Below are 19,727 nucleotides of genomic sequence, written 5' to 3' on the forward strand. Positions count from 1 at the left end.
AATGTTATAACCGATGCAGCCTGGAGAGCAGCGCCAGCGACAGAGTCGTTAGCAGAATGGCGATCACCGCATAGATATAAACGCCCGACCACGCCCAGCTATTTTTCACCATAATTACCGGCACACCGGCCATTGCCGCGCCGACATAGCTGAACAATCCCCGAAAGCCGGTAATCGATCCCGCCGCATCCTTATGGGTCACATCCAGACAGCCGACGGCAAAAAGCATATGCGGTCCGTATAAGGCGAAGCCCATGATGGTGAACAGAATCGCGGTGAGGGTGTAAGAGGTATCCTGAACCAGCGGCACCAGCACGATGCATATGCACAGCGCTAACGCGAAGATTAATCCGGTCATCCAGCGGTTACTTTTGAACATAAAGTCAGACAAGTAGCCTGCCAGCAACCCACCCGCCAGTCCGCCCGCCTCAAACCAGGAAATAATCGAGTTCGCTTTTATCAGGCTCCAGCCGTGAACCTGCGAATAGTAAATCTGCGGCCAGTCGTTAAGGATGGTGCGCGCAATATAAACCGACATATCACCGATAATAATGATCCATACCAGTGGATTGGTCAGGATATATTTCACAAAAATCTGCCAGAAGCTCAGGTTGACCGGGCTGGCCTTGACCTGGGCCAGTTCCGTCGGGTCGTTACGCCACTGCCCCACGTTGGGCAAACCTAACGTACCGGGACGATCTTTAATGGTAAATAGCGCCACTATCCCCATCAGCAGCGAAATGGCGCCGGGAACATAAAACCCCATTTTCCAGCTACCGCTAAAGGCGATAGCAAAACTGGTCAGCAGCGGCGCGAGGCTGCCGCCGATATTGTGCGCCGCTTCAACGATAGCCCACCAGCGTCCCCGTTCGTTTTTCGAAAACCACGAGGCCATAATTTTCGCCATCGGCGGAAAGCTGGTGCCTTGTAATATCGCGTTGAGACTGTACAACACGTAGAATGCCGCCACGCTATCGGAAAAGCCGAACAGAATATTTACAATCCCTACGCCAATCAGCACCGGGCCGGTCATGGCTTTCGGGTTAATTTTATCGACCAGCATCCCGCCGACAAACTTCATCGCGCCATAAAGAATGTAAAAAATAGAAGACATAATGGCGAAGTCTTCTGCGGTCAGCGACGTTTCCGTCAGCATGGCCGGCATCGCGGCGGAGAAGTTTTTACGGGTAAGATAAAAGACGGCATAAGAGATAAAGACTGAGGCGATAATCTCAATACGAAATTTTTTATAGGTCTGGTCTATCTCTTTTTTCTCTTTTACAATCGGCTTATCGGGCTGGCTGAAAATAAATGTTTTTATACTCATTTTAAAATTCCCTTCCGGCGAGGTGAGTCGCGTTATAATTCATCTTCAATAAGAAAAAGAAGCAATTCGAAACCGTGATAATTAATCTGATGGTGGATTTTTTCCCGTACAACCGGCTTCGCTTTCCAGGCAATACCGGTGCCAGCATGTTCTAACATCGGCAGATCGTTGGCGCCATCACCGCAGGCAATAATATTCTCCGTGGCAATATTTAACCGGGCAGCCAGGTCAACCAGCGTCTGTTTTTTGTTTGCGGCATTCATAATCGGCAAGGTAATGTTATCCGTCAGAACGTTATCGCGTATTTCAACCGTATTCGAAAAGGCATAATCCAGTTGATACCGTTCTTTTAGACGCTGGGTGAATATATCCAGTCCCCCGGAGATAATCGCGGTTTTAAATTCTTTGGCCTTGATGACTGGCAGAATAGTTAACAGGCCTGGCGAAAGGGTCATGCGATCGCATACGGCGTTCAGCACTGCTTTCGGCGTGCCTTTCAACATTCCGATACGTCGGGTAAAACTGGCGTTAAAATCAAGCTTGCCCTCCATCGCCTGTTGGGTAATGGCGGTGATTTGCGTCGACATGCCAAGCTCGCGGGCAATTTCATCCACGCCTTCTTCCGCAATAAATGTCGAGTCCATATCAAACGCGATAATACCGTTAGCAGGCAGTGGCTGCGGCTTAATAAAAAAATCAAACTGCCATTGCAATGAGAGTTCGCGTAAATAGCGATAAAATTCAGGCGTCAGACATTCCGCTGGCAGCGTAAACTTTAAATAAGCGGTATTGATAAGCGCGGCATAACGTTTATCAAATAATAGCGGAAACGGCATGGTGACGGCATTAAATAACGTTTCCTGTAATTTTTTCTGAAACGTATCGATATCCTGTGTAGTAATAAAATAAATAATGCTCATATGATAACTCCCTTAATTTACGGGTATTATAATGGCTCTTTTGCGGCGTGGAATCTCGTGCTATCACAGATATCACAGCCAGAAAAGGGCTAAAAAAGCGTTGTTTTTGATACCAGGTAAAGTTCAGACACAAAAGGTATCACTTTTGATATGCCAACTGTGCGAGGATGTTATTTATTACTGAACGCGAATGAGACTGAAAGGATTGATATAACGATGGAGAGTTGCCTTGATATATTCAAAATAGTAATAGGTCCATCCAGCTCACGTACCGTAGGGCCGATGCGCGCCGCCTGTCACTTTACTTCATTGCTCAGAGAACAAGAGACGTTGCCGCTAATTCGGGAAATTGAAATCGAGCTGTATGGCGCGTTATCGTTAAGCCGCAAGTGCCACAATGTGGATACCGCCCTTTATCTTGGGCTGCTGGGTTGCCAGCCGGAGAATGTCGATCTCCGTTCGTATATGGCGGTGATTAAGCGTGCGGAAAATGAAAACAAAATCGAACTCCCGCTCTCCGACGCGGGCGGAATCACGATAAAAGTCAAGATTATCGCCAATCACCAGGCGCATCCAGGCCATCCTTATGCCATGACGTTTCGCGCCAGAGATGATTATTTCACGGTGTATGAAGAGACCTGGTTTTCGACCGGCGCCGGACAGGTTCGCAAACATGGCGAGCCGCTGACGCCATCGCTTCCTTTGCGTACAGTGTCGCCCTTTGAATTTAGTCATGCCGCGCAGTTGCTGGCGCTGTGTCGGCGTAACGGCCTGTCCGTGGCGGCGCTGATGATGAAAAATGAGCTGTGCCGCCACTCGCCACAGACGTTGCAGAATTATCTGGCGCAAATATGGGACGTGATGCAGCAGGCGGTTTATCGCGGCCTGCATACTGAGGGGGTATTACCCGGCCCCTATCAGGTACCGCGGCGCGCCTGCGCGTTACATAAGACGTTACAGGCTAATCGCTCCGCCAGCGATTTTTTAACCGCGCTGAACTGGGTCAATGCCTTCGCGATTGCGGTAAGCGAAGAAAATGCCAGCGGCGGACAGATTGTTACCGCGCCAACCAATGGTGCGTGCGGCATCATTCCGGCAGCGCTTTGCTGGTATGATAAATTTGTCACGCCGCTGGAGCCCGGTGCTCTGACCCGTTTCTTCCTGACCGCCGCCGCTATCGCGATGTTGTTTAAACAAAACGCCTCTATTCTGGGATCTGAAGTTGGCTGTCAGGGGGAAATCGGCGTGGCGTGCTCAATGGCGGCGGCGGGCCTGGCTGAACTAATGGGCGCATCCGTGGAGCAAACGCTGAGCGCCGCTGAAATTGCCATGGAACATCATCTGGGATTGACCTGCGATCCGCTGGGCGGACAGGTACAAATTCCCTGCATAGAGAGAAATGCTATCTCTGCCGTGAAAGCGATAAACGCGGCGACGATGGCGATGAGTCGCGTAAGCGAACCCTGTATTTCGCTCGATGAGATCATTGCTGCGATGTACGAGACCGGTAAAGACATGAGCGCTAAATACCGTGAAACGTATCATGGTTCGCTGGGGAAAATTCAGCCGCGCAAGAGAGGGTAACAGCGTGAAATACAATACGATGAATAACGACGAGATTATCCTGTCGTTGTGCGCCCGCTTAAAGGAGACGCGTCTGTCTCTTTCGATGACCCAGCAGCAGCTTGCCGATCGCGCGCACGTTGGCATTGCCACCATCAAGCGTATCGAGAAGGGAGGAGGGCTCAATCTTGATACGTTAATTTCTCTCCTGCGGGCGCTGGATAAGTTGCATAATCTTGATGCGGTGCTGTTTGAATCCGAGCTGCGTAATTTTCACGAAAGTTATGAAGGTGGAGAGGGCAGCGGCCGCCTTCAGGTACGCCAGCAGGCCGCGGATTTAAATAATAAATCTTCCGCGCCGCAGTCGGAGGAGGTGAATTACAGCGCGGCGCTGGAAAATTCATTATGTTGGTGACGTCTCACGCTCGTCCCGTAAATACCGGGCATGAAAGCGCAGATGGTCCTCGATGAAGGACGCAATAAAATAATAGCTATGATCGTAGCCAGGCTGGATTCGTAGCGTCATCGGCCAGGTGGTTTGCCGCGCGGCTTCCGCCAGTACGGCGGGCTGAAGTTGATCGGCGAGGAATTGATCGCTGTCGCCCTGATCGATGAGCACAGGAATGGCGTCCTGCGGCTGGCTGGCCAGCATTAATTCGCAGCTATCCCACTCAGTCCAGGCTGATTCATCTTCGCCGAGATAAGCGGTAAGCGCTTTGATTCCCCACGGCACGCGGCTGGGGTTGACGATTGGCGCAAAAGCAGAGACGCTGGTGTATTTGCCCGGATTTTTCAGCGCCATGATTAACGCGCCGTGGCCGCCCATCGAGTGCCCGCTGATGGCGCAACGGTCGCTGACGTTAAACTGTGTCTGGATAAGCGCCGGAAGCTCATCGCGCAGGTAATCGTACATGCGATAATGGCTGACCCAGGGCGGCTGTGTGGCATTGAGATAAAACCCGGCGCCGTGGCCTAAATCGTATCCGCTATCGTCGGCGACCTGTTCACCGCGTGGACTGGTATCCGGCATCACCAATACAATGCCCAGTTCTGCTGCGATACGCTGCGCGCCTGCTTTGGTGGTAAAGTTCTCATCATTGCAGGTCAACCCGGACAACCAGTACAGTACCGGAGGCGGTTCATTATCCTGAGTCGGCGGAAGAAAAATGCTGAATGTCATGGCGCAGTTTAGCGTGGCGGCATGATGACGCCAGCGCTGCTGCCAGCCGCCAAAACATCGGTGCTCTTCGAGCATTTCCATGCGGGGGCTCCTTTTATAGTGAACCTGATAAGGTATGCAGATTCTTCATAATACAGATTATTCACCGCGTTGTGAGTAACTTTCACTTCCGTAATACATAAACATGCTTCATCATTTAAATAACGTTGCGTTAACAAATATGCCCTTTGTCCTGCCAGCATTCTCGCACCGGAAAAGATGTCATGAAAGGCAGCGACAATTTCAACAATTATGGGCGTGAATACTGGATTATGTGCGCTACCTCACGCACAATAATCACACTGTCACAATATTGACAAACTTTGCCCCATGCAGGGCAGAGGCGCCACACCTGCAGGAGAACACGATTAATGCCATCACTCAGTAAAGAAGCGGCCCTGGTTCATGACGCGCTGGTTGCCCGGGGGCTGGAAACGCCGCTGCGCCCGCCTATGGATGAACTGGATAATGAAACGCGAAAAAGCCTTATCGCAGGGCATATGACTGAGATTATGCAGTTGCTGAATCTCGATTTGAGCGATGACAGTCTGATGGAAACGCCGCATCGTATCGCTAAGATGTACGTTGACGAGATTTTCGCTGGCCTCGACTATGCCAATTTCCCGAAAATTACCCTCATTGAAAATAAAATGAAGGTGGATGAAATGGTCACCGTCCGCGATATCACGCTGACCAGCACCTGTGAACATCACTTCGTGACCATTGATGGCAAAGCGACCGTCGCGTATATCCCCAAAGATTCCGTGATCGGCCTGTCGAAAATTAACCGCATCGTGCAATTCTTCGCCCAGCGTCCGCAGGTTCAGGAACGTTTGACCCAACAAATTCTGACGGCGCTGCAAACCTTGCTCGGCACCAATAATGTAGCGGTATCGATTGATGCGGTGCATTACTGCGTGAAAGCGCGCGGTATTCGTGACGCAACCAGCGCCACGACGACGACGTCGCTGGGCGGATTGTTTAAGTCCAGCCAGAATACGCGCCAGGAGTTTCTGCGTGCCGTTCGCCATCATCCATGATTAAGGCGGAGACGATGGAGCGTAATGTCACGCTGGATTTTGTACGTGGCGTCGCTATCCTCGGTATCCTGCTTCTTAACATTAGCGCCTTTGGATTGCCGAAGGCGGCTTATCTCAATCCCGCCTGGTACGGCGCGATCGTTCCCGAAGACGCCTGGTCCTGGGCGATTCTCGATATTGTGGCGCAGGCTAAGTTTCTTACGCTGTTCGCGTTGTTGTTTGGCGCGGGGCTACAAATGCTGCTTCCGCGTGGTAAACAGTGGATTCAATCGCGCTTGACGCTATTGGTACTGTTAGGTTTTATCCATGCGTTATTCTTTTGGGACGGCGACATTCTGCTGGCCTACGGTCTGGTCGGGTTAATTTGCTGGCGACTGGTACGCGACGCGCCTTCGGTAAAAAGCCTGTTCAATACCGGCATACTCCTTTATCTGGTCGGGATTGGCGTGCTACTGCTGCTGGGCGTGGTATCGAGTAGCGAAACCAGCCGCGCCTGGACGCCGGATGCGTCGGCAATATTGTATGAAAAATACTGGAAGCTGAACGGCGGCATGGAGGCTATCAGCAACCGGGCAGAGATGCTGTCAAATAGTTTACTGGCGCTCGGCGCGCAGTATGGCTGGCAACTGGCAGGTATGATGCTGCTGGGCGCCGCGCTAATGCGTAGCGGCTGGCTGAAAGGTCAGTACAGTCTGCGGCACTATCGCCGTACCGGGGCTCTGCTGGTGGCGTTAGGGCTAATGATCAACCTGCCTGCGGTCATTTTACAATGGCGGCTGGACTGGGCGTACCGCTGGTGCGCCTTCTTATTGCAGGCGCCGCGCGAACTGAGCGCGCCGTTGCAAACGCTGGGCTATGCCGCGCTGATGTTTGGCTTCTGGCCGCAGCTTAGCCGATGCAGACTGACGCTTGCCATTGCCTGCGTAGGGCGAATGGCGCTGACCAATTATTTGCTGCAGACGATCATCTGTACCACGCTGTTTTATCAGTTTGGCTTATTTATGAAATTCAATCGACTGGAACTCTTGTTCTTTGTCGTTCCGGTATGGGCAATAAACCTTCTCTTTTCCGTCATCTGGCTACGTTTCTGGCGACAGGGACCGGTCGAGTGGTTATGGCGTCAACTCACGTTGCGCGCGTCAGGATCGCTCAGATAACGATCTGGATCACATTCATTAACAAAATGGCTGTAACCGTTTCCATCCCTGTGATGTTTCTCACGCAGCCCTGGGCAGGGTGCTGACAAAATAGCCGCCTGCTAACGGGGCATTTGTGAGCATTTTTGAACTCAAACAGGGCAGTGAATATGATCACCATTCGTGATGTAGCGCGCCAGGCTGGCGTGTCTGTAGCGACCGTTTCCCGCGTACTGAATAACAGCGCGTTGGTCAGTCCCGACACCCGTGACGCCGTTATGCAGGCCGTCACCCTGCTGGGATATCGGCCAAATGCGAATGCGCAAGCGCTGGCCACCCAGGTGAGCGATACCATCGGCGTCGTGGTCATGGATGTTTCCGATGCCTTTTTCGGCGCTCTGGTGAAAGCCGTAGATCTGGTCGCGCAGCAGCACCAGAAATATGTTCTCATTGGCAACAGTTATCATGAGGCGGAAAAAGAGCGTCATGCGATTGAAGTCTTGATCCGTCAGCGTTGTAACGCATTGATTGTTCACTCAAAAGCCTTAACCGATCGCGAGCTGAGCGACTTTATGGATCAGATCCCCGGTATGGTGCTGATTAACCGTATCGTGCCGGGTTATGCGCATCGTTGTGTCTGTCTCGACAATGTGAGCGGCGCCAGAATGGCGACCCGAATGTTGCTGAATAATGGACATCAACGCATCGGCTACCTGGCCTCCAGCCACCGTATTGAAGATGACGCGATGCGCAGAGAAGGGTGGTTACACGCGCTGCAAGAGCAGGGGGTTGCTGCGTCGGAGAGCTGGATAGGCACCGGCACGCCGGACATGCAGGGCGGCGAGTCGGCAATGGTTGAGTTGCTGGGACGCAATCTGCAACTGACGGCGGTATTTGCCTATAACGATAACATGGCGGCGGGCGCGCTGACGGCGTTAAAAGATAACGGCATCGCCATTCCCTTGCATCTGTCTGTCATCGGTTTCGATGATATCCCTATTGCTCGTTATACCGATCCTCAGTTGACTACCGTGCGCTATCCTATTGCTTCTATGGCGAAAATCGCGACCGAGCTGGCGTTACAGGGGGCTGCAGGTACGCTGGATATCACGGCGACGCACTGCTTTATGCCGACCCTGGTGCGGCGCCATTCGGTGGCATGGCGACAGAATGCGGTACTGATCACTAACTGATTACGCACCGCATGTAACCGTTTTCAATCTGTGAGTAAATTCACAGTTTATTAACATTGTGATAGCTATGATGACAACGTTTGTCGCACTGTAACTAATGTGTAACAGTTAGTTGTCAGTTTTGCTGGGGTATTTCGCTTATAAAAACCGTTATCACAATATCCCGCGACTACCGGACAAAAATAAAGAGTTGAATAAGAGCTTATCCCATTAGGGCTATTTTACTTGCCATTTTGGACCTGGGCAGTGCTCGCCAAAACGCGTTAGCGTTTTGAACGCCGCTAGCGGCGGCCCGAAGGGCGAGCGTAGCGAGTCAAACCTCACGTACTACGTGTACGCTGCGGTTTTTGCGCGCTGTCCGTGTCCAAACTGGCTGCGCCAATAACGCCTGGTGGGATAGGCTCTAAATACGCTTCGGCGTTCAGTAACACGCGTTAACGTGCTGAACAGCCGGGCATTTTTTTACGCTATACCCTACATAATAAAACCGGAGCTACCATGAATAAGAAGGTACTGACCCTTTCTGCCGTGATGGCAAGTCTGTTATTCGGCGCGCACGCACACGCGGCTGATACTCGTATTGGCGTGACGATTTATAAATATGACGATAACTTTATGTCCGTGGTGCGTAAGGCTATTGAAAAAGATGGCAAATCCGCGCCGGATGTTCAGCTACTGATGAATGACTCGCAAAACGATCAATCCAAACAGAATGATCAAATTGACGTTTTATTGGCGAAAGGGGTTAAAGCTCTGGCGATTAACCTGGTCGACCCGGCAGCCGCCGGTACGGTGATTGAGAAAGCGCGCGGGCAAAATGTGCCGGTGGTGTTCTTTAACAAAGAGCCTTCCCGCAAAGCGCTGGACAGCTATGACAAGGCGTATTATGTCGGGACTGACTCTAAAGAATCCGGTGTGATTCAGGGCGACTTGATTGCCAAACACTGGCAGGCGAATCAGGGTTGGGATCTGAATAAAGACGGTAAAATTCAGTATGTTCTGCTGAAAGGCGAGCCGGGGCACCCGGATGCTGAAGCCCGTACGACGTATGTGGTGAAAGAGTTAAATGATAAAGGTATTCAGACCGAGCAACTGGCGTTAGACACCGCCATGTGGGATACCGCGCAGGCAAAAGATAAGATGGATGCCTGGCTGTCTGGCCCGAACGCTAACAAGATTGAAGTGGTTATCGCGAATAACGATGCGATGGCGATGGGCGCGGTAGAGGCGCTGAAAGCGCATAATAAATCGTCGATTCCGGTCTTTGGCGTCGATGCGTTACCGGAAGCTTTGGCGCTGGTGAAATCGGGCGCGATGGCCGGTACGGTACTGAATGACGCCAACAATCAGGCGAAAGCGACATTCGATCTGGCGAAAAACCTCGCCGAAGGCAAGGGCGCGGCTGACGGCACCAGCTGGAAGATTGAGAACAAAATCGTGCGCGTGCCTTATGTCGGCGTGGACAAAGATAATCTGAGCGAATTTACCCAAAAATAACTTTTCCGTCTGTGGGCGCAATTTTGTTGCGCCCTGAAACCGTGGAAGGGTGACGTGCCGCAGACCGGATAACGTATTTCTTTTGCCATCCGGCGCGGATAGTCATAATTAAAAAGGCCGACAGGGTATCATTATGGGCAGCACGATCTCTCCGTCGTCGGGTGAATATTTGTTGGAAATGCGTGGCATTAACAAATCATTTCCCGGCGTGAAAGCGCTTGATAATGTCAACTTAAACGTTCGTCCGCACTCTATTCATGCATTAATGGGTGAAAACGGCGCAGGCAAATCAACATTATTAAAATGTCTTTTCGGTATTTATCAAAAAGATTCCGGCAGCATTGTATTTCAGGGAAAAGAAGTGGACTTCCATTCGGCGAAAGAAGCGCTGGAGAATGGGATTTCGATGGTACACCAGGAGTTAAATCTGGTATTACAACGTTCGGTCATGGATAACATGTGGTTGGGACGTTATCCCACCAAAGGTATGTTTGTCGACCAGGATAAAATGTACCAGGATACCAAAGCGATATTTGATGAACTGGATATCGATATTGACCCGCGCGCGCGCGTAGGAACGTTATCCGTTTCGCAAATGCAGATGATCGAAATTGCGAAGGCGTTTTCCTATAACGCTAAGATCGTTATTATGGATGAACCGACCTCATCGTTAACTGAGAAAGAGGTTAATCATCTGTTCACGATTATTCGCAAGCTGAAAGAACGCGGCTGCGGTATTGTTTATATCTCGCATAAAATGGAAGAAATTTTTCAATTGTGCGATGAAATTACTATTTTGCGCGACGGTCAGTGGATTGCCACCCAGCCGCTGGAAGGGCTGGATATGGATAAGATCATTGCGATGATGGTCGGGCGTTCCCTGAACCAGCGTTTCCCGGATAAAGAAAATAAGCCGGGCGACGTGATTCTGGAGGTACGTAACCTGACCTCGCTGCGCCAGCCTTCCATTCGCGATGTCTCCTTTGATTTGCACAAGGGCGAAATTCTGGGCATTGCCGGCCTGGTTGGGGCAAAGCGTACCGATATCGTCGAAACGCTGTTTGGTATTCGTGAGAAGTCGTCCGGGACAATCACTTTACATGGCAAGAAAATTAATAATCACACTGCGAACGAAGCGATTAACCACGGTTTTGCGCTGGTGACGGAAGAGCGTCGTTCCACCGGAATTTACGCCTATCTGGATATCGGATTTAACTCATTAATTTCGAATATCCGTAATTATAAAAATAAAGTGGGGTTACTGGATAATTCCCGGATGAAAAGCGACACCCAATGGGTCATTGATTCCATGCGGGTAAAAACGCCGGGGCATCGCACGCAAATTGGCTCACTTTCCGGCGGCAATCAGCAAAAGGTGATCATTGGACGTTGGCTATTAACGCAGCCGGAAATATTAATGCTGGACGAACCGACCCGCGGTATTGATGTCGGCGCAAAATTTGAAATTTATCAGCTTATTGCGGAACTGGCGAAAAAAGGCAAGGGGATCATCATTATCTCTTCTGAAATGCCGGAGCTGTTAGGGATTACCGATCGTATCCTGGTGATGAGTAACGGTCTCGTTTCCGGCATTGTCGATACTAAAACAACAACGCAAAACGAAATTTTGCGTCTTGCTTCTTTGCACCTTTAAGATCAGGGGCTCCTTATGAGTGCGTTAAACAAGAAAAGCTTTTTGACCTGGCTGAAAGAGGGCGGAATTTACGTCGTTCTTTTAGTGTTGCTGGCGATTATTATTTTCCAGGACCCGACTTTTTTAAGTTTGCTGAATTTAAGTAATATTCTGACGCAATCTTCGGTACGTATTATTATCGCGCTGGGCGTGGCGGGACTCATCGTCACCCAGGGGACAGACCTGTCGGCGGGGCGTCAGGTAGGGCTGGCGGCGGTTGTGGCGGCAACATTACTGCAATCAATGGAAAACGCCAATAAAGTGTTTCCGGAAATGGCGACCATGCCGATTGCGCTGGTCATCCTGATTGTCTGCGCGATTGGCGCGGTGATTGGCCTGGTGAACGGTATCATCATTGCTTACCTGAATGTGACGCCGTTTATTACCACGCTTGGCACGATGATTATCGTTTATGGGATCAACTCCCTTTACTATGACTTTGTCGGCGCTTCGCCCATTTCCGGCTTTGACAGCGGCTTTTCCACCTTTGCACAGGGCTTTGTGGCGATGGGCAGTTTCCGGCTCTCATACATCACCTTTTACGCTCTGATTGCGGTAGCGTTTGTCTGGGTGCTGTGGAATAAGACCCGTTTTGGTAAAAACATTTTTGCTATTGGCGGCAACCCGGAAGCGGCAAAAGTTTCTGGCGTAAACGTGGCGCTGAACCTGCTGATGATTTATGCGCTCTCCGGCGTGTTTTATGCCTTCGGCGGCTTACTGGAAGCAGGGCGTATTGGTTCTGCCACCAACAACCTCGGCTTTATGTATGAACTGGATGCGATTGCCGCGTGCGTTGTCGGGGGCGTATCGTTTAGCGGCGGAGTGGGTACGGTCTTCGGCGTGGTAACCGGCGTCATTATCTTTACCGTCATCAACTATGGCCTGACCTATATCGGGGTAAACCCGTACTGGCAGTACATTATCAAAGGCGGCATTATCATTTTCGCCGTGGCGCTGGACTCGCTGAAATACGCGCGTAAGAAGTAGTTATCCAGACCTATTGCCTTGCTTATCAGATAACCCGGCGCAGCGAAACTGCGCGCCGGGCTTCATACCGCGAGCTACAGCGTTAGCGCGTGCTCTTTTTCGCCTTTTTTAAATTTGACCTCGCCTAAATCAATACAGGCGACCGGGCAGACATGACCGCACAGCAGACAACCGACGCATTTTTCCGTATTGCAATGCGGCGTGCGGCTGTGTTCATCCCACTCCATCGCCTGATGACCGCCGTCATAGCAGGAGATATAGCAACGTCCGCAGCCGACGCATTTCTCCTGATTAATCCGCGGATAGACGATATAGCTGCGATCCAGCTCTTCCGCCGGGATAATATTGCCATTCGCCAGCCCGATCATCTCCTGTAATGAGGCAAATCCCTGATCGGCCAGATAGTGGCTGAGGCCGCTCGCCATATCTTCTACAATGCGGTAACCGTATTGCATAATGCCTGTCGTCACCTGTAGGGTCGCCGCGCCCAGCAGCAGAAATTCGGCAGCGTCTTCCCAGGTTTCAATGCCGCCGATACCGCTAATCGGGAAATCGCGCAGTTCAGGGTGCATTCGCAACTGCTGGATAAAACGCAGCGCAATGGGTTTCACCGCTTTTCCTGAATAACCGGAGATACTGGATTTACCGTTAACCACCGGCATCCCGATTTTGCGGTTCAGGTCGATGTTAGTAATGGATTTCACGGTGTTGATGGTGGCGATACCGTCGGCTCCGCCGCGTTTGGCGGCCAGCGCGACTTCACACATATCGCCAATATTCGGCGTCATTTTCGCCAGCATTGGCAAAGATGAACCGCGTTTTACGGCGCGGCAGTATTTTTCAACCAGCTCCGGGCTTTGCCCTACATCGCTTCCCATGGCGTGCGAGGTCATCTGCGGGCAAGAGAAGTTACACTCAATCATATCCGCGCCGGCTTCTTCAACCAGACGCGCCAGTTCTTGCCACTGCTGCTCATTTTCCCCCATGATGGAAGCAATCAGCACCTTATCCGGATAATCCTGTTTTAGCCGTCGAATGGCGGCCAGATTCTCTTCCAGCGGATGCTCAGCAATTTGCTCCATGTTTTTGAAACCAATAAAACCGGTATCTTCTTTCGTCAGGTGATCAAAACGTGGAGAGACTTCGTTGGCAATAAAAAAACCAATGGTTTTAAAAACGATCCCGCCCCAGCCGGTATCATAGGCTTTGGCGCACATCTCATAACAATTGCCTACCGGAGAAGAAGAAAGGCAAAACGGATTGGGAAACTTAACGCCGCAAAAGGTAACAGACAAATCTTTTGTTAACATGAGCAGGCCTCCTCTAAATAATGATGAATAGCCTGAGCGGCTTCTTTTCCGGTTTTTACCGCATAAACGACGGTCTTATCGCCTTTAACAATATCGCCAGCGGCAAAGATCGCCGGGTCGTCGGTTTGATAATTGTGCGTGTCGATAATATTATGCTGCGCTTTTATCTCCGCAAAGGCATCCAGTCGCGCGTGCTGCCCCACGGCCAGAATAATATTTTCCGCTTCCAGCGTCAGTTCTCCTGAGTGGCGTACATGGTGGAAGGTCACTTTATTTCCGCTGACGGCGACAGGCGTAAAGCCATCAATAATCGATACGCCTAATGCCTGCGTGCTGGTAAATTCTTTTTCGCTGGCGGGGAATTCGGCTAATTCTTCCCGCGCCACGCAGGTGACGGAAGGGCAGCCGAGAATTTTTAACGTACTGGCGACATCCATCGCTACGTCGCCGCCGCCAATAATTAATGCGCTACGCGGAACGCTAATATCGCCGTCGGCCTGACGGGCGCGCTGTAAAAAATCAACGGCAATCTCTACGTGACTGGCTTGCTCAAATAACGGTAAATCAGAGCCACAGGACATCCCGACGGTCATCAGCACGGCGCGATATTCGGCTTTGAGTTGCGCAAGCGATAGCGACCCGCCCACGTCACAATTACATTTAATATTGACGCCCATTTCTACAATGCGGGCAATTTCCTGATCGAGTACGCTTTGCGGCAGACGAAATGCCGGGATGCCGTGACGCAGCCATCCGCCGGGCTGCGGCTGTTTTTCGTAAATGGTGACGTCATAGCCTAAATGTGTGAGCGTCACGCTTGCCTGCAAACCTGCCGGACCCGCGCCAATAATCGCGACTTTCCCGCGTGTTTTACTCCCGGGCTGATAAATCTGCATGGCAGTCTGCTGTTCAAAATCGGTAATAAAACGTTGCAGGCGTGCAATATCAATAGGTTTATCTATTCCGGAACGTGTACATCCGCGCTGGCATAATTTTTCCGTCGGACAGACTCTGGCGCAGACGGCGCCAAGCGCATTATTTTCCCGGATAGTTTCCGCTGCGCCTTTAAAATTGCGAAAGTAAATAGAACGAATAAATTTCCCCGGATCGGTTTGCGCCGGGCAAGCCTGACTACAGGGCGCATCGTGACATAATAAACAACGGGAAGCCTCTTTTATTGCCAGTAATGGCGTAAAACCAGGCGTGAGTTCATCCAGATAATTTTGTTGCGGCATATAATCTTCCTTAATGCTTGAATAAATTAAGGCGAAACGCAAATAACGCGTTTTAATGATCCAAAATCTACCGCCAGCCTAAGCATTGAAAGAAGGGTATTCTGTGAAAGAATTCACAAAAAAATGAAACCAGAATGCAAAACAGCATTTGTTCCTTATATCATAATAATAACTATTCTCAATTTTAAAGGGATAATAAATAGATTAACGATAAAAAAGAAGATAAATAATCATTCCAGTAAATAAAAAACCGCAACCGGTATAAAGAAAAAGATAAGACCAATATTGTACGGGATCGGCATGGCGATAAACATAAACCGGTTCTCGCGTATTTTTGACAATTTTATCTACCGCGCCGGTTCGCCAGCCTTTCCAGGCCTCACGGAAGCAAAAAAGCGGGAGTAGCAAAAAGGCTAATATGACAAATATCGTCTGTACATCCATGATCATTTCCCTTTTTTCTTTTCCAGTTCAAGCAATTGTTCCGGCGTAACTGCCGGATACCCCTGGGCGTCATTCGGCACCTGATGCTGCGTGGGAATAGGTACCAGCGGGCCTAAGAAACGCGGTTCGCGTTTAAAAATATAGAGATCCGCCAGCGCGCTAAAGCGGGCGCCAAATTCGCGCAGGCGCACTGTCAGCATATTTTTGGGCGAAGGTACCGCGTAACACTGCGCCTGAATGCCCATATGCAACGCAATAAACAAGGCGCGTTCGCAGTGGAAGCGCTGAGTGATGATAATAAAGTCGTTGGTATCAAACACTTTGCGGGTACGCACGATAGAGTCAAGCGTACGGAAGCCCGCATAATCAAGCACAATGTCCGCAGGATCGACGCCCGCCGCGATAAGGTCTTTGCGCATGGTCATCGGTTCGTTATAGCTTTGCAGGGCATTGTCGCCGCTGAGCAGCAGGTAATTGACTTTACCGCTATTGTAAGCGTTTAACGCGCCCTGGATACGATAACGATAGTACTGATTAATGACACCCTTGCGATAGTATTTGGCTGTCCCTAACACGACGCCAACCTGGCGGTAGGGGAGATCCTGTAGCTCGTCATAGATATAGGGCGCTGTTTTCCAGCTCATCCACCGATCGAGGCCAAGCACCGTCAACAGCAGCAAGCCTACCAGGACCAACAGGCTGTAAAACACGCGCTTTAACATGCAGGAAACTCGATACCAGGATGAAAGTACGATCAGGCTACTGTACCCGAAGACGTAGCGCAAGAAACCGCCGTCTGATTGCGGAGATTTTCAGCATGATTTCCCTTGTATCGGGTCGCGGGAGAGGAGAGTCAGGCCGGATAAGACGCCAGTGCGTCGCTATCCGGCACATTTGCTTAGCCGAGAAGCACGCGGTCAATATTATGGCAACCTAACGCTTTCAGCGTTGCGGCGGTGGCATCCCATTGAATTAATGCCGCATCGCCTTTTTCCGCCAGAATCGCGCGCTGAATATCCGCATAGTCATAGCCATTGAGACTCAGCAGGTTTAGCGCGCCTTGCAGTGGGGGAAGCGTAGGGTTAAAGGCGGCGTTTTCCGCATAGCTGCCGGTGAAAATACGGCCATCTTTACATTCCAGCGCCACGCCGCTCGGCGAGTGGCTATAAGGCATATGGCTCTTATTGGCTGCCGTAATCGCCGCTTGCGTTAGCGTATCGCCCGTTAACGTAAAGCCATGATCCTGCTCGTCCATCAGCAGCGTTTTGATCTCCAGATCTTTTGGCCCGAAAGCGTCAGGCAGATAATCGCGTAACGTATGCGGCGCGCGGCCCGGCAGATGAATGCGCAGATCCAGACCGCTGTTCAGCTCGTTCATAAACTGGCGACAGTGGCCGCAAGGCGTGTAGTTAACGGTGACGGCGGCGAGCCCTTTTTCGCCGCGTAGCCAGGCGTGGCTAATCGCGCTTTGTTCAGCATGCACAGTTTGTTGCATGGTGGCGCCCAGGAACTCCATATTCGCGCCGAAATACCAGTTGCCGCTAACGCCGCGCGCAATCGCGCCGACGTTGAAATGGGACAAATCGGTACGGGCGCAGGCCGCCGCCAGAGGTAACAGTGCGAAAGCCAGCGCGTCTTCGTCCAGTCCCGCCGTATTTTTAAGCGTCGAGACCTGCTCTGCGGTCAGCATGGCGGGAAAATGGTGGTCCGCCAGGATAGGGGCCAGCGCTGATTGCAAATTATCCGCAAGCTGGGCAAAAGCAGTTTGAAAACGTGGATGCATGGCGTTGCCTCATAACAATGTAATGGAACCGTAGTTTACGGGCCTGCTATGTCTTAATATGTGATCTAAATCTCATTGTTTATGCAACTTGTGAAACTTAAATGAAAAATGCGCGACGTATCGCAAATTTTAACCCGGTCTTTTGTCCCGTCGTTAGCGCATTACCGCCAGAATGAGCGGAAACAAAAAGGGCGCTACCAGCGAGGTAATAATGCCGCAGATCACCAGCGCCAGGGAGCTAAACGCGCCTTCCTGGTAATCCAGCTCGGCGCAGCGCGCAGTACCGAGCGCATGTGAGGCGGTCCCCATTGCCAGCCCGCGTGCGGCCTTAGTACGGATGTGCATCGCGTTTAACAGCGTGTGGCCAAACACCGCGCCCAGAATACCGACAAAAATTACGCATACCGCGCTGATCGCGGGGATGCCGCCGATGCTGCCGCCCACCGCCATCGCGATAGGCGTAGTCACGGATTTAGGCAGTACCGATGCCGCGATTTCAGGCGTTGCGCCCATCAGCAAGGCAACGGATGTTCCGGTAATCATCGCTACCAGACTGCCGACAAAACAGATGCTAATAATGGATTTCCAACGCGCGCGAATCTGGTGCAATTGTTCATAAAGGGGATAGGCCAGCGCCACCACCGCTGGTTGCAGCAGATCGTTAAGTACTTCGCTGCCTTTGAAGTAGTGCTCGTAGGGAATACCGGTCAGCAACAGAAAAGGAATAATGACTACCATTGCCACCAGCAGCGGATTCAGCAACGGCATTTTAAAATGCGCCGCCAGTCTGCGGGCGGCGAAAAATACCGCCAGCGTCAGCGGTAACGACCACCAGATATATGTCATCATTTTTTCGTTCCCTTCTGCCCAACCACTTTACGCTCACCGTGTATCAGATGTGAACTCCAGCTTACGACCACAAAAACGACCAGCGTACTGATAGCGCAAGAGACCACCACCGGGCCGAATTGCGCGCGCAGTAAGTCAAAATATTGCATGACCCCAACGCCAATCGGCACAAACAGCAACGCCATATAACGAATCAGCACATAACAGCCGGGGTTAACCCACTTTGCCGGCAGAATTTGCAGCGCCAGCAATACAAACAGAATTAACATCCCGATAATGCTGCCGGGAATAGTGATAGGAAGCAGTGATGCAAGAAAAATGCCTGCGTACAAACAGGCATAAATCAATACAAAAGCGCGTATATATTGCCAGATAATATTCAGTGACTTACTCATGTTTAAAGCCCTTGATGAGATGGATTCATCATACAATTAAACGTTAAAACGTGCTACCGATCACATCATGAATTCTTAGCATAGTGGGTATAGACAGCAGGAACATCGGGCAATGCCCCTGGTCGGCGGCGTTAAACTTGGGCTAAAAAATACAAAAAGCGACTCAGGGCCAAAGACGGCGTCTCATTCTTACGCCAGAACATCCCTACGCTGCCTTTTTGCTCAATTTTTGGCAAGTTTAAAATCGCCAGTTGCCCCTGGCTGGCATAGCGTTGCGCCAGCCGTAAAGAAAGAATAGAGATCATATCGCTGCTTTGCAGCAAATTGGTGCTGACGTTCATTGACGCCGATTCAATGGTGTTTTCCGGGAGCATGACGCCATTATCGACGAGGGCGTTATCAATACTGATGCGAATAGGGGTGCCGGTTGGCCAGACTATCCACCGCCAGTGCGCCAGATCGCTCCAGGCGATCTGCGCTCGCGCGGCCAGCGGATGGTGCGGACGCGCCACAAAGCAGACCGGCTCGGTATAAAGTACCTGATAATTAAGCGGCAGTTGCAGGGCGCGGCCGCCGACACGCCCTACCACCACATCCACCTGACCGGCAAGCAAATCGTGCAGCAGCGGCGTCATTACCTTCTCTTCAATATTCAGATGCAGCGTCGGCATTTCGTTAAGCAGGCTCAGAATCGCCTGTGATACGCAGTCAGTCGCCACGGGCGAACAGCCGATCTTCAGGCTGCCAACCAGGCCGCCCTGCTTGAAACGGGCGATTTCATACTGTGAACGCTCCAGATCGTTAATTAGGCGCTGGGCGTGCTGGATCAGTAATTTACCGCCTTCCGAGGGCCGTAGCCCTTTACTGTGGCGCTCAAAAAGCGTGATGCCTATCTCATCTTCGAGTTGAGATAGCCACTTCGATAGCGCCGGCTGGGAGATATTCATCATCCGGGCGACGTGCGTCAGGTTGCCCTGTTCGCCCAGCGCAACCAGCGTTTGCAGGTGATGTAATTTCAATTTCTGCGCCCAGTTCGCCATTCGCTATAACCTCCAGGTTATGTCTCTGCCTGAAAAGCCATTGTACATTTTATCGCTCACTCTACAAACTCGTAACATAGCAAACATAAAAACAAC

Annotated in this window: 19 protein-coding genes; 8 read left to right on the forward strand and 11 right to left on the reverse strand. The window is 51.1% G+C overall.

The window, feature by feature from the left end; genetic code table 11:
• Positions 1-4 precede the first annotated feature (4 nt).
• The gene (locus HV477_RS19660; protein WP_023210708.1) at positions 5-1,327 is read right to left on the reverse strand and encodes an MFS transporter; all 1,323 of its coding nucleotides are present in this window, start codon (positions 1,325-1,327) and stop codon (positions 5-7) included.
• Between the two features lie 32 nt (positions 1,328-1,359).
• Positions 1,360-2,247 carry a phosphoserine phosphatase SerB gene (serB, locus tag HV477_RS19665; RefSeq protein ID WP_064043424.1) on the reverse strand — a complete coding sequence of 296 codons (888 nt, stop codon included), beginning with the start codon at positions 2,245-2,247 and terminating at the stop codon, positions 1,360-1,362.
• A gap of 216 nt (positions 2,248-2,463) precedes the next feature.
• Between serB and HV477_RS19670 the strand changes: the two genes are divergently transcribed.
• Positions 2,464-3,831, forward strand: a complete 1,368-nt coding sequence (locus HV477_RS19670) for an L-serine ammonia-lyase (RefSeq protein ID WP_079899320.1) — start codon at positions 2,464-2,466, stop codon at positions 3,829-3,831.
• 4 nt (positions 3,832-3,835) lie between these two features.
• On the forward strand, positions 3,836-4,225 hold the full coding sequence (locus tag HV477_RS19675) for a helix-turn-helix domain-containing protein (RefSeq protein ID WP_000876817.1): 390 nt from the start codon (positions 3,836-3,838) through the stop codon (positions 4,223-4,225).
• Here the strand turns inward: HV477_RS19675 and fghA are convergent.
• Positions 4,214-5,071, reverse strand: coding sequence for an S-formylglutathione hydrolase (fghA, locus tag HV477_RS19680; protein ID WP_079899321.1), 858 nt, complete (start codon positions 5,069-5,071; stop codon positions 4,214-4,216). The two genes, HV477_RS19675 and fghA, sit on opposite strands and share 12 nt — an antisense overlap.
• A gap of 329 nt (positions 5,072-5,400) precedes the next feature.
• On the opposite strand from fghA, the gene folE reads away from it, so the two are divergent.
• The 6 genes from folE (at position 5,401) to mglC (ending at position 12,575) form a co-directional block, all read left to right on the forward strand.
• Entirely contained in the window at positions 5,401-6,069 is a 669-nt protein-coding gene (gene folE, locus HV477_RS19685; RefSeq protein WP_001139611.1) for a GTP cyclohydrolase I FolE, read from the forward strand.
• A 14-nt stretch (positions 6,070-6,083) separates the two neighbouring features.
• Positions 6,084-7,226, forward strand: coding sequence for a DUF418 domain-containing protein YeiB (gene yeiB, locus HV477_RS19690; protein ID WP_001520237.1), 1,143 nt, complete (start codon positions 6,084-6,086; stop codon positions 7,224-7,226).
• A gap of 149 nt (positions 7,227-7,375) precedes the next feature.
• The gene (gene galS, locus HV477_RS19695; protein WP_000628634.1) at positions 7,376-8,398 is read left to right on the forward strand and encodes an HTH-type transcriptional regulator GalS; all 1,023 of its coding nucleotides are present in this window, start codon (positions 7,376-7,378) and stop codon (positions 8,396-8,398) included.
• Between the two features lie 498 nt (positions 8,399-8,896).
• A complete protein-coding gene (mglB, locus tag HV477_RS19700; protein WP_001036943.1) occupies positions 8,897-9,895 on the forward strand; it encodes a galactose/glucose ABC transporter substrate-binding protein MglB in 999 nt (332 codons plus the stop codon).
• 133 nt (positions 9,896-10,028) lie between these two features.
• Positions 10,029-11,549 (forward strand): galactose/methyl galactoside ABC transporter ATP-binding protein MglA, encoded by a 1,521-nt coding sequence (gene mglA / locus HV477_RS19705; protein ID WP_000535914.1) that lies wholly within the window; start codon positions 10,029-10,031, stop codon positions 11,547-11,549.
• A 15-nt stretch (positions 11,550-11,564) separates the two neighbouring features.
• Positions 11,565-12,575 carry a galactose/methyl galactoside ABC transporter permease MglC gene (gene mglC / locus HV477_RS19710; protein ID WP_001275101.1) on the forward strand — a complete coding sequence of 337 codons (1,011 nt, stop codon included), beginning with the start codon at positions 11,565-11,567 and terminating at the stop codon, positions 12,573-12,575.
• A gap of 74 nt (positions 12,576-12,649) precedes the next feature.
• Here the strand turns inward: mglC and preA are convergent, their stop codons facing one another.
• From preA to HV477_RS19750, 8 genes are all read right to left on the reverse strand, one after another.
• Positions 12,650-13,885: an NAD-dependent dihydropyrimidine dehydrogenase subunit PreA gene (preA, locus tag HV477_RS19715; protein ID WP_000956097.1), complete on the reverse strand. Its 1,236-nt coding sequence runs from the start codon at positions 13,883-13,885 to the stop codon at positions 12,650-12,652.
• Positions 13,879-15,120, reverse strand: coding sequence for an NAD(P)-dependent oxidoreductase (locus HV477_RS19720; RefSeq protein WP_001618498.1), 1,242 nt, complete (start codon positions 15,118-15,120; stop codon positions 13,879-13,881). Before HV477_RS19720 ends, preA begins: the two co-directional genes overlap by 7 nt.
• Positions 15,121-15,324: 204 nt before the next feature.
• Positions 15,325-15,570 carry a DUF2542 family protein gene (locus tag HV477_RS19725; RefSeq protein WP_079899049.1) on the reverse strand — a complete coding sequence of 82 codons (246 nt, stop codon included), beginning with the start codon at positions 15,568-15,570 and terminating at the stop codon, positions 15,325-15,327.
• Positions 15,567-16,286, reverse strand: a complete 720-nt coding sequence (sanA, locus tag HV477_RS19730; protein WP_000920081.1) for an outer membrane permeability protein SanA — start codon at positions 16,284-16,286, stop codon at positions 15,567-15,569. The genes HV477_RS19725 and sanA overlap by 4 nt, the downstream gene beginning before the upstream one ends.
• 176 nt (positions 16,287-16,462) lie before the next feature.
• The gene (gene cdd, locus HV477_RS19735) at positions 16,463-17,347 is read right to left on the reverse strand and encodes a cytidine deaminase (RefSeq protein WP_000553526.1); all 885 of its coding nucleotides are present in this window, start codon (positions 17,345-17,347) and stop codon (positions 16,463-16,465) included.
• 153 nt (positions 17,348-17,500) lie between these two features.
• The gene (locus tag HV477_RS19740; protein WP_000989296.1) at positions 17,501-18,196 is read right to left on the reverse strand and encodes a CidB/LrgB family autolysis modulator; all 696 of its coding nucleotides are present in this window, start codon (positions 18,194-18,196) and stop codon (positions 17,501-17,503) included.
• On the reverse strand, positions 18,193-18,591 hold the full coding sequence (locus HV477_RS19745; RefSeq protein WP_000045719.1) for a CidA/LrgA family protein: 399 nt from the start codon (positions 18,589-18,591) through the stop codon (positions 18,193-18,195). Before HV477_RS19745 ends, HV477_RS19740 begins: the two co-directional genes overlap by 4 nt.
• A 131-nt stretch (positions 18,592-18,722) precedes the next feature.
• Positions 18,723-19,631, reverse strand: coding sequence for a LysR substrate-binding domain-containing protein (locus HV477_RS19750; RefSeq protein ID WP_023234553.1), 909 nt, complete (start codon positions 19,629-19,631; stop codon positions 18,723-18,725).
• Between the last annotated feature and the right edge of the window lie 96 nt (positions 19,632-19,727).

This window comes from Salmonella sp. SG203 (genome assembly GCF_013350575.1).
In the GTDB taxonomy this organism is placed as follows: domain Bacteria; phylum Pseudomonadota; class Gammaproteobacteria; order Enterobacterales; family Enterobacteriaceae; genus Salmonella; species Salmonella enterica.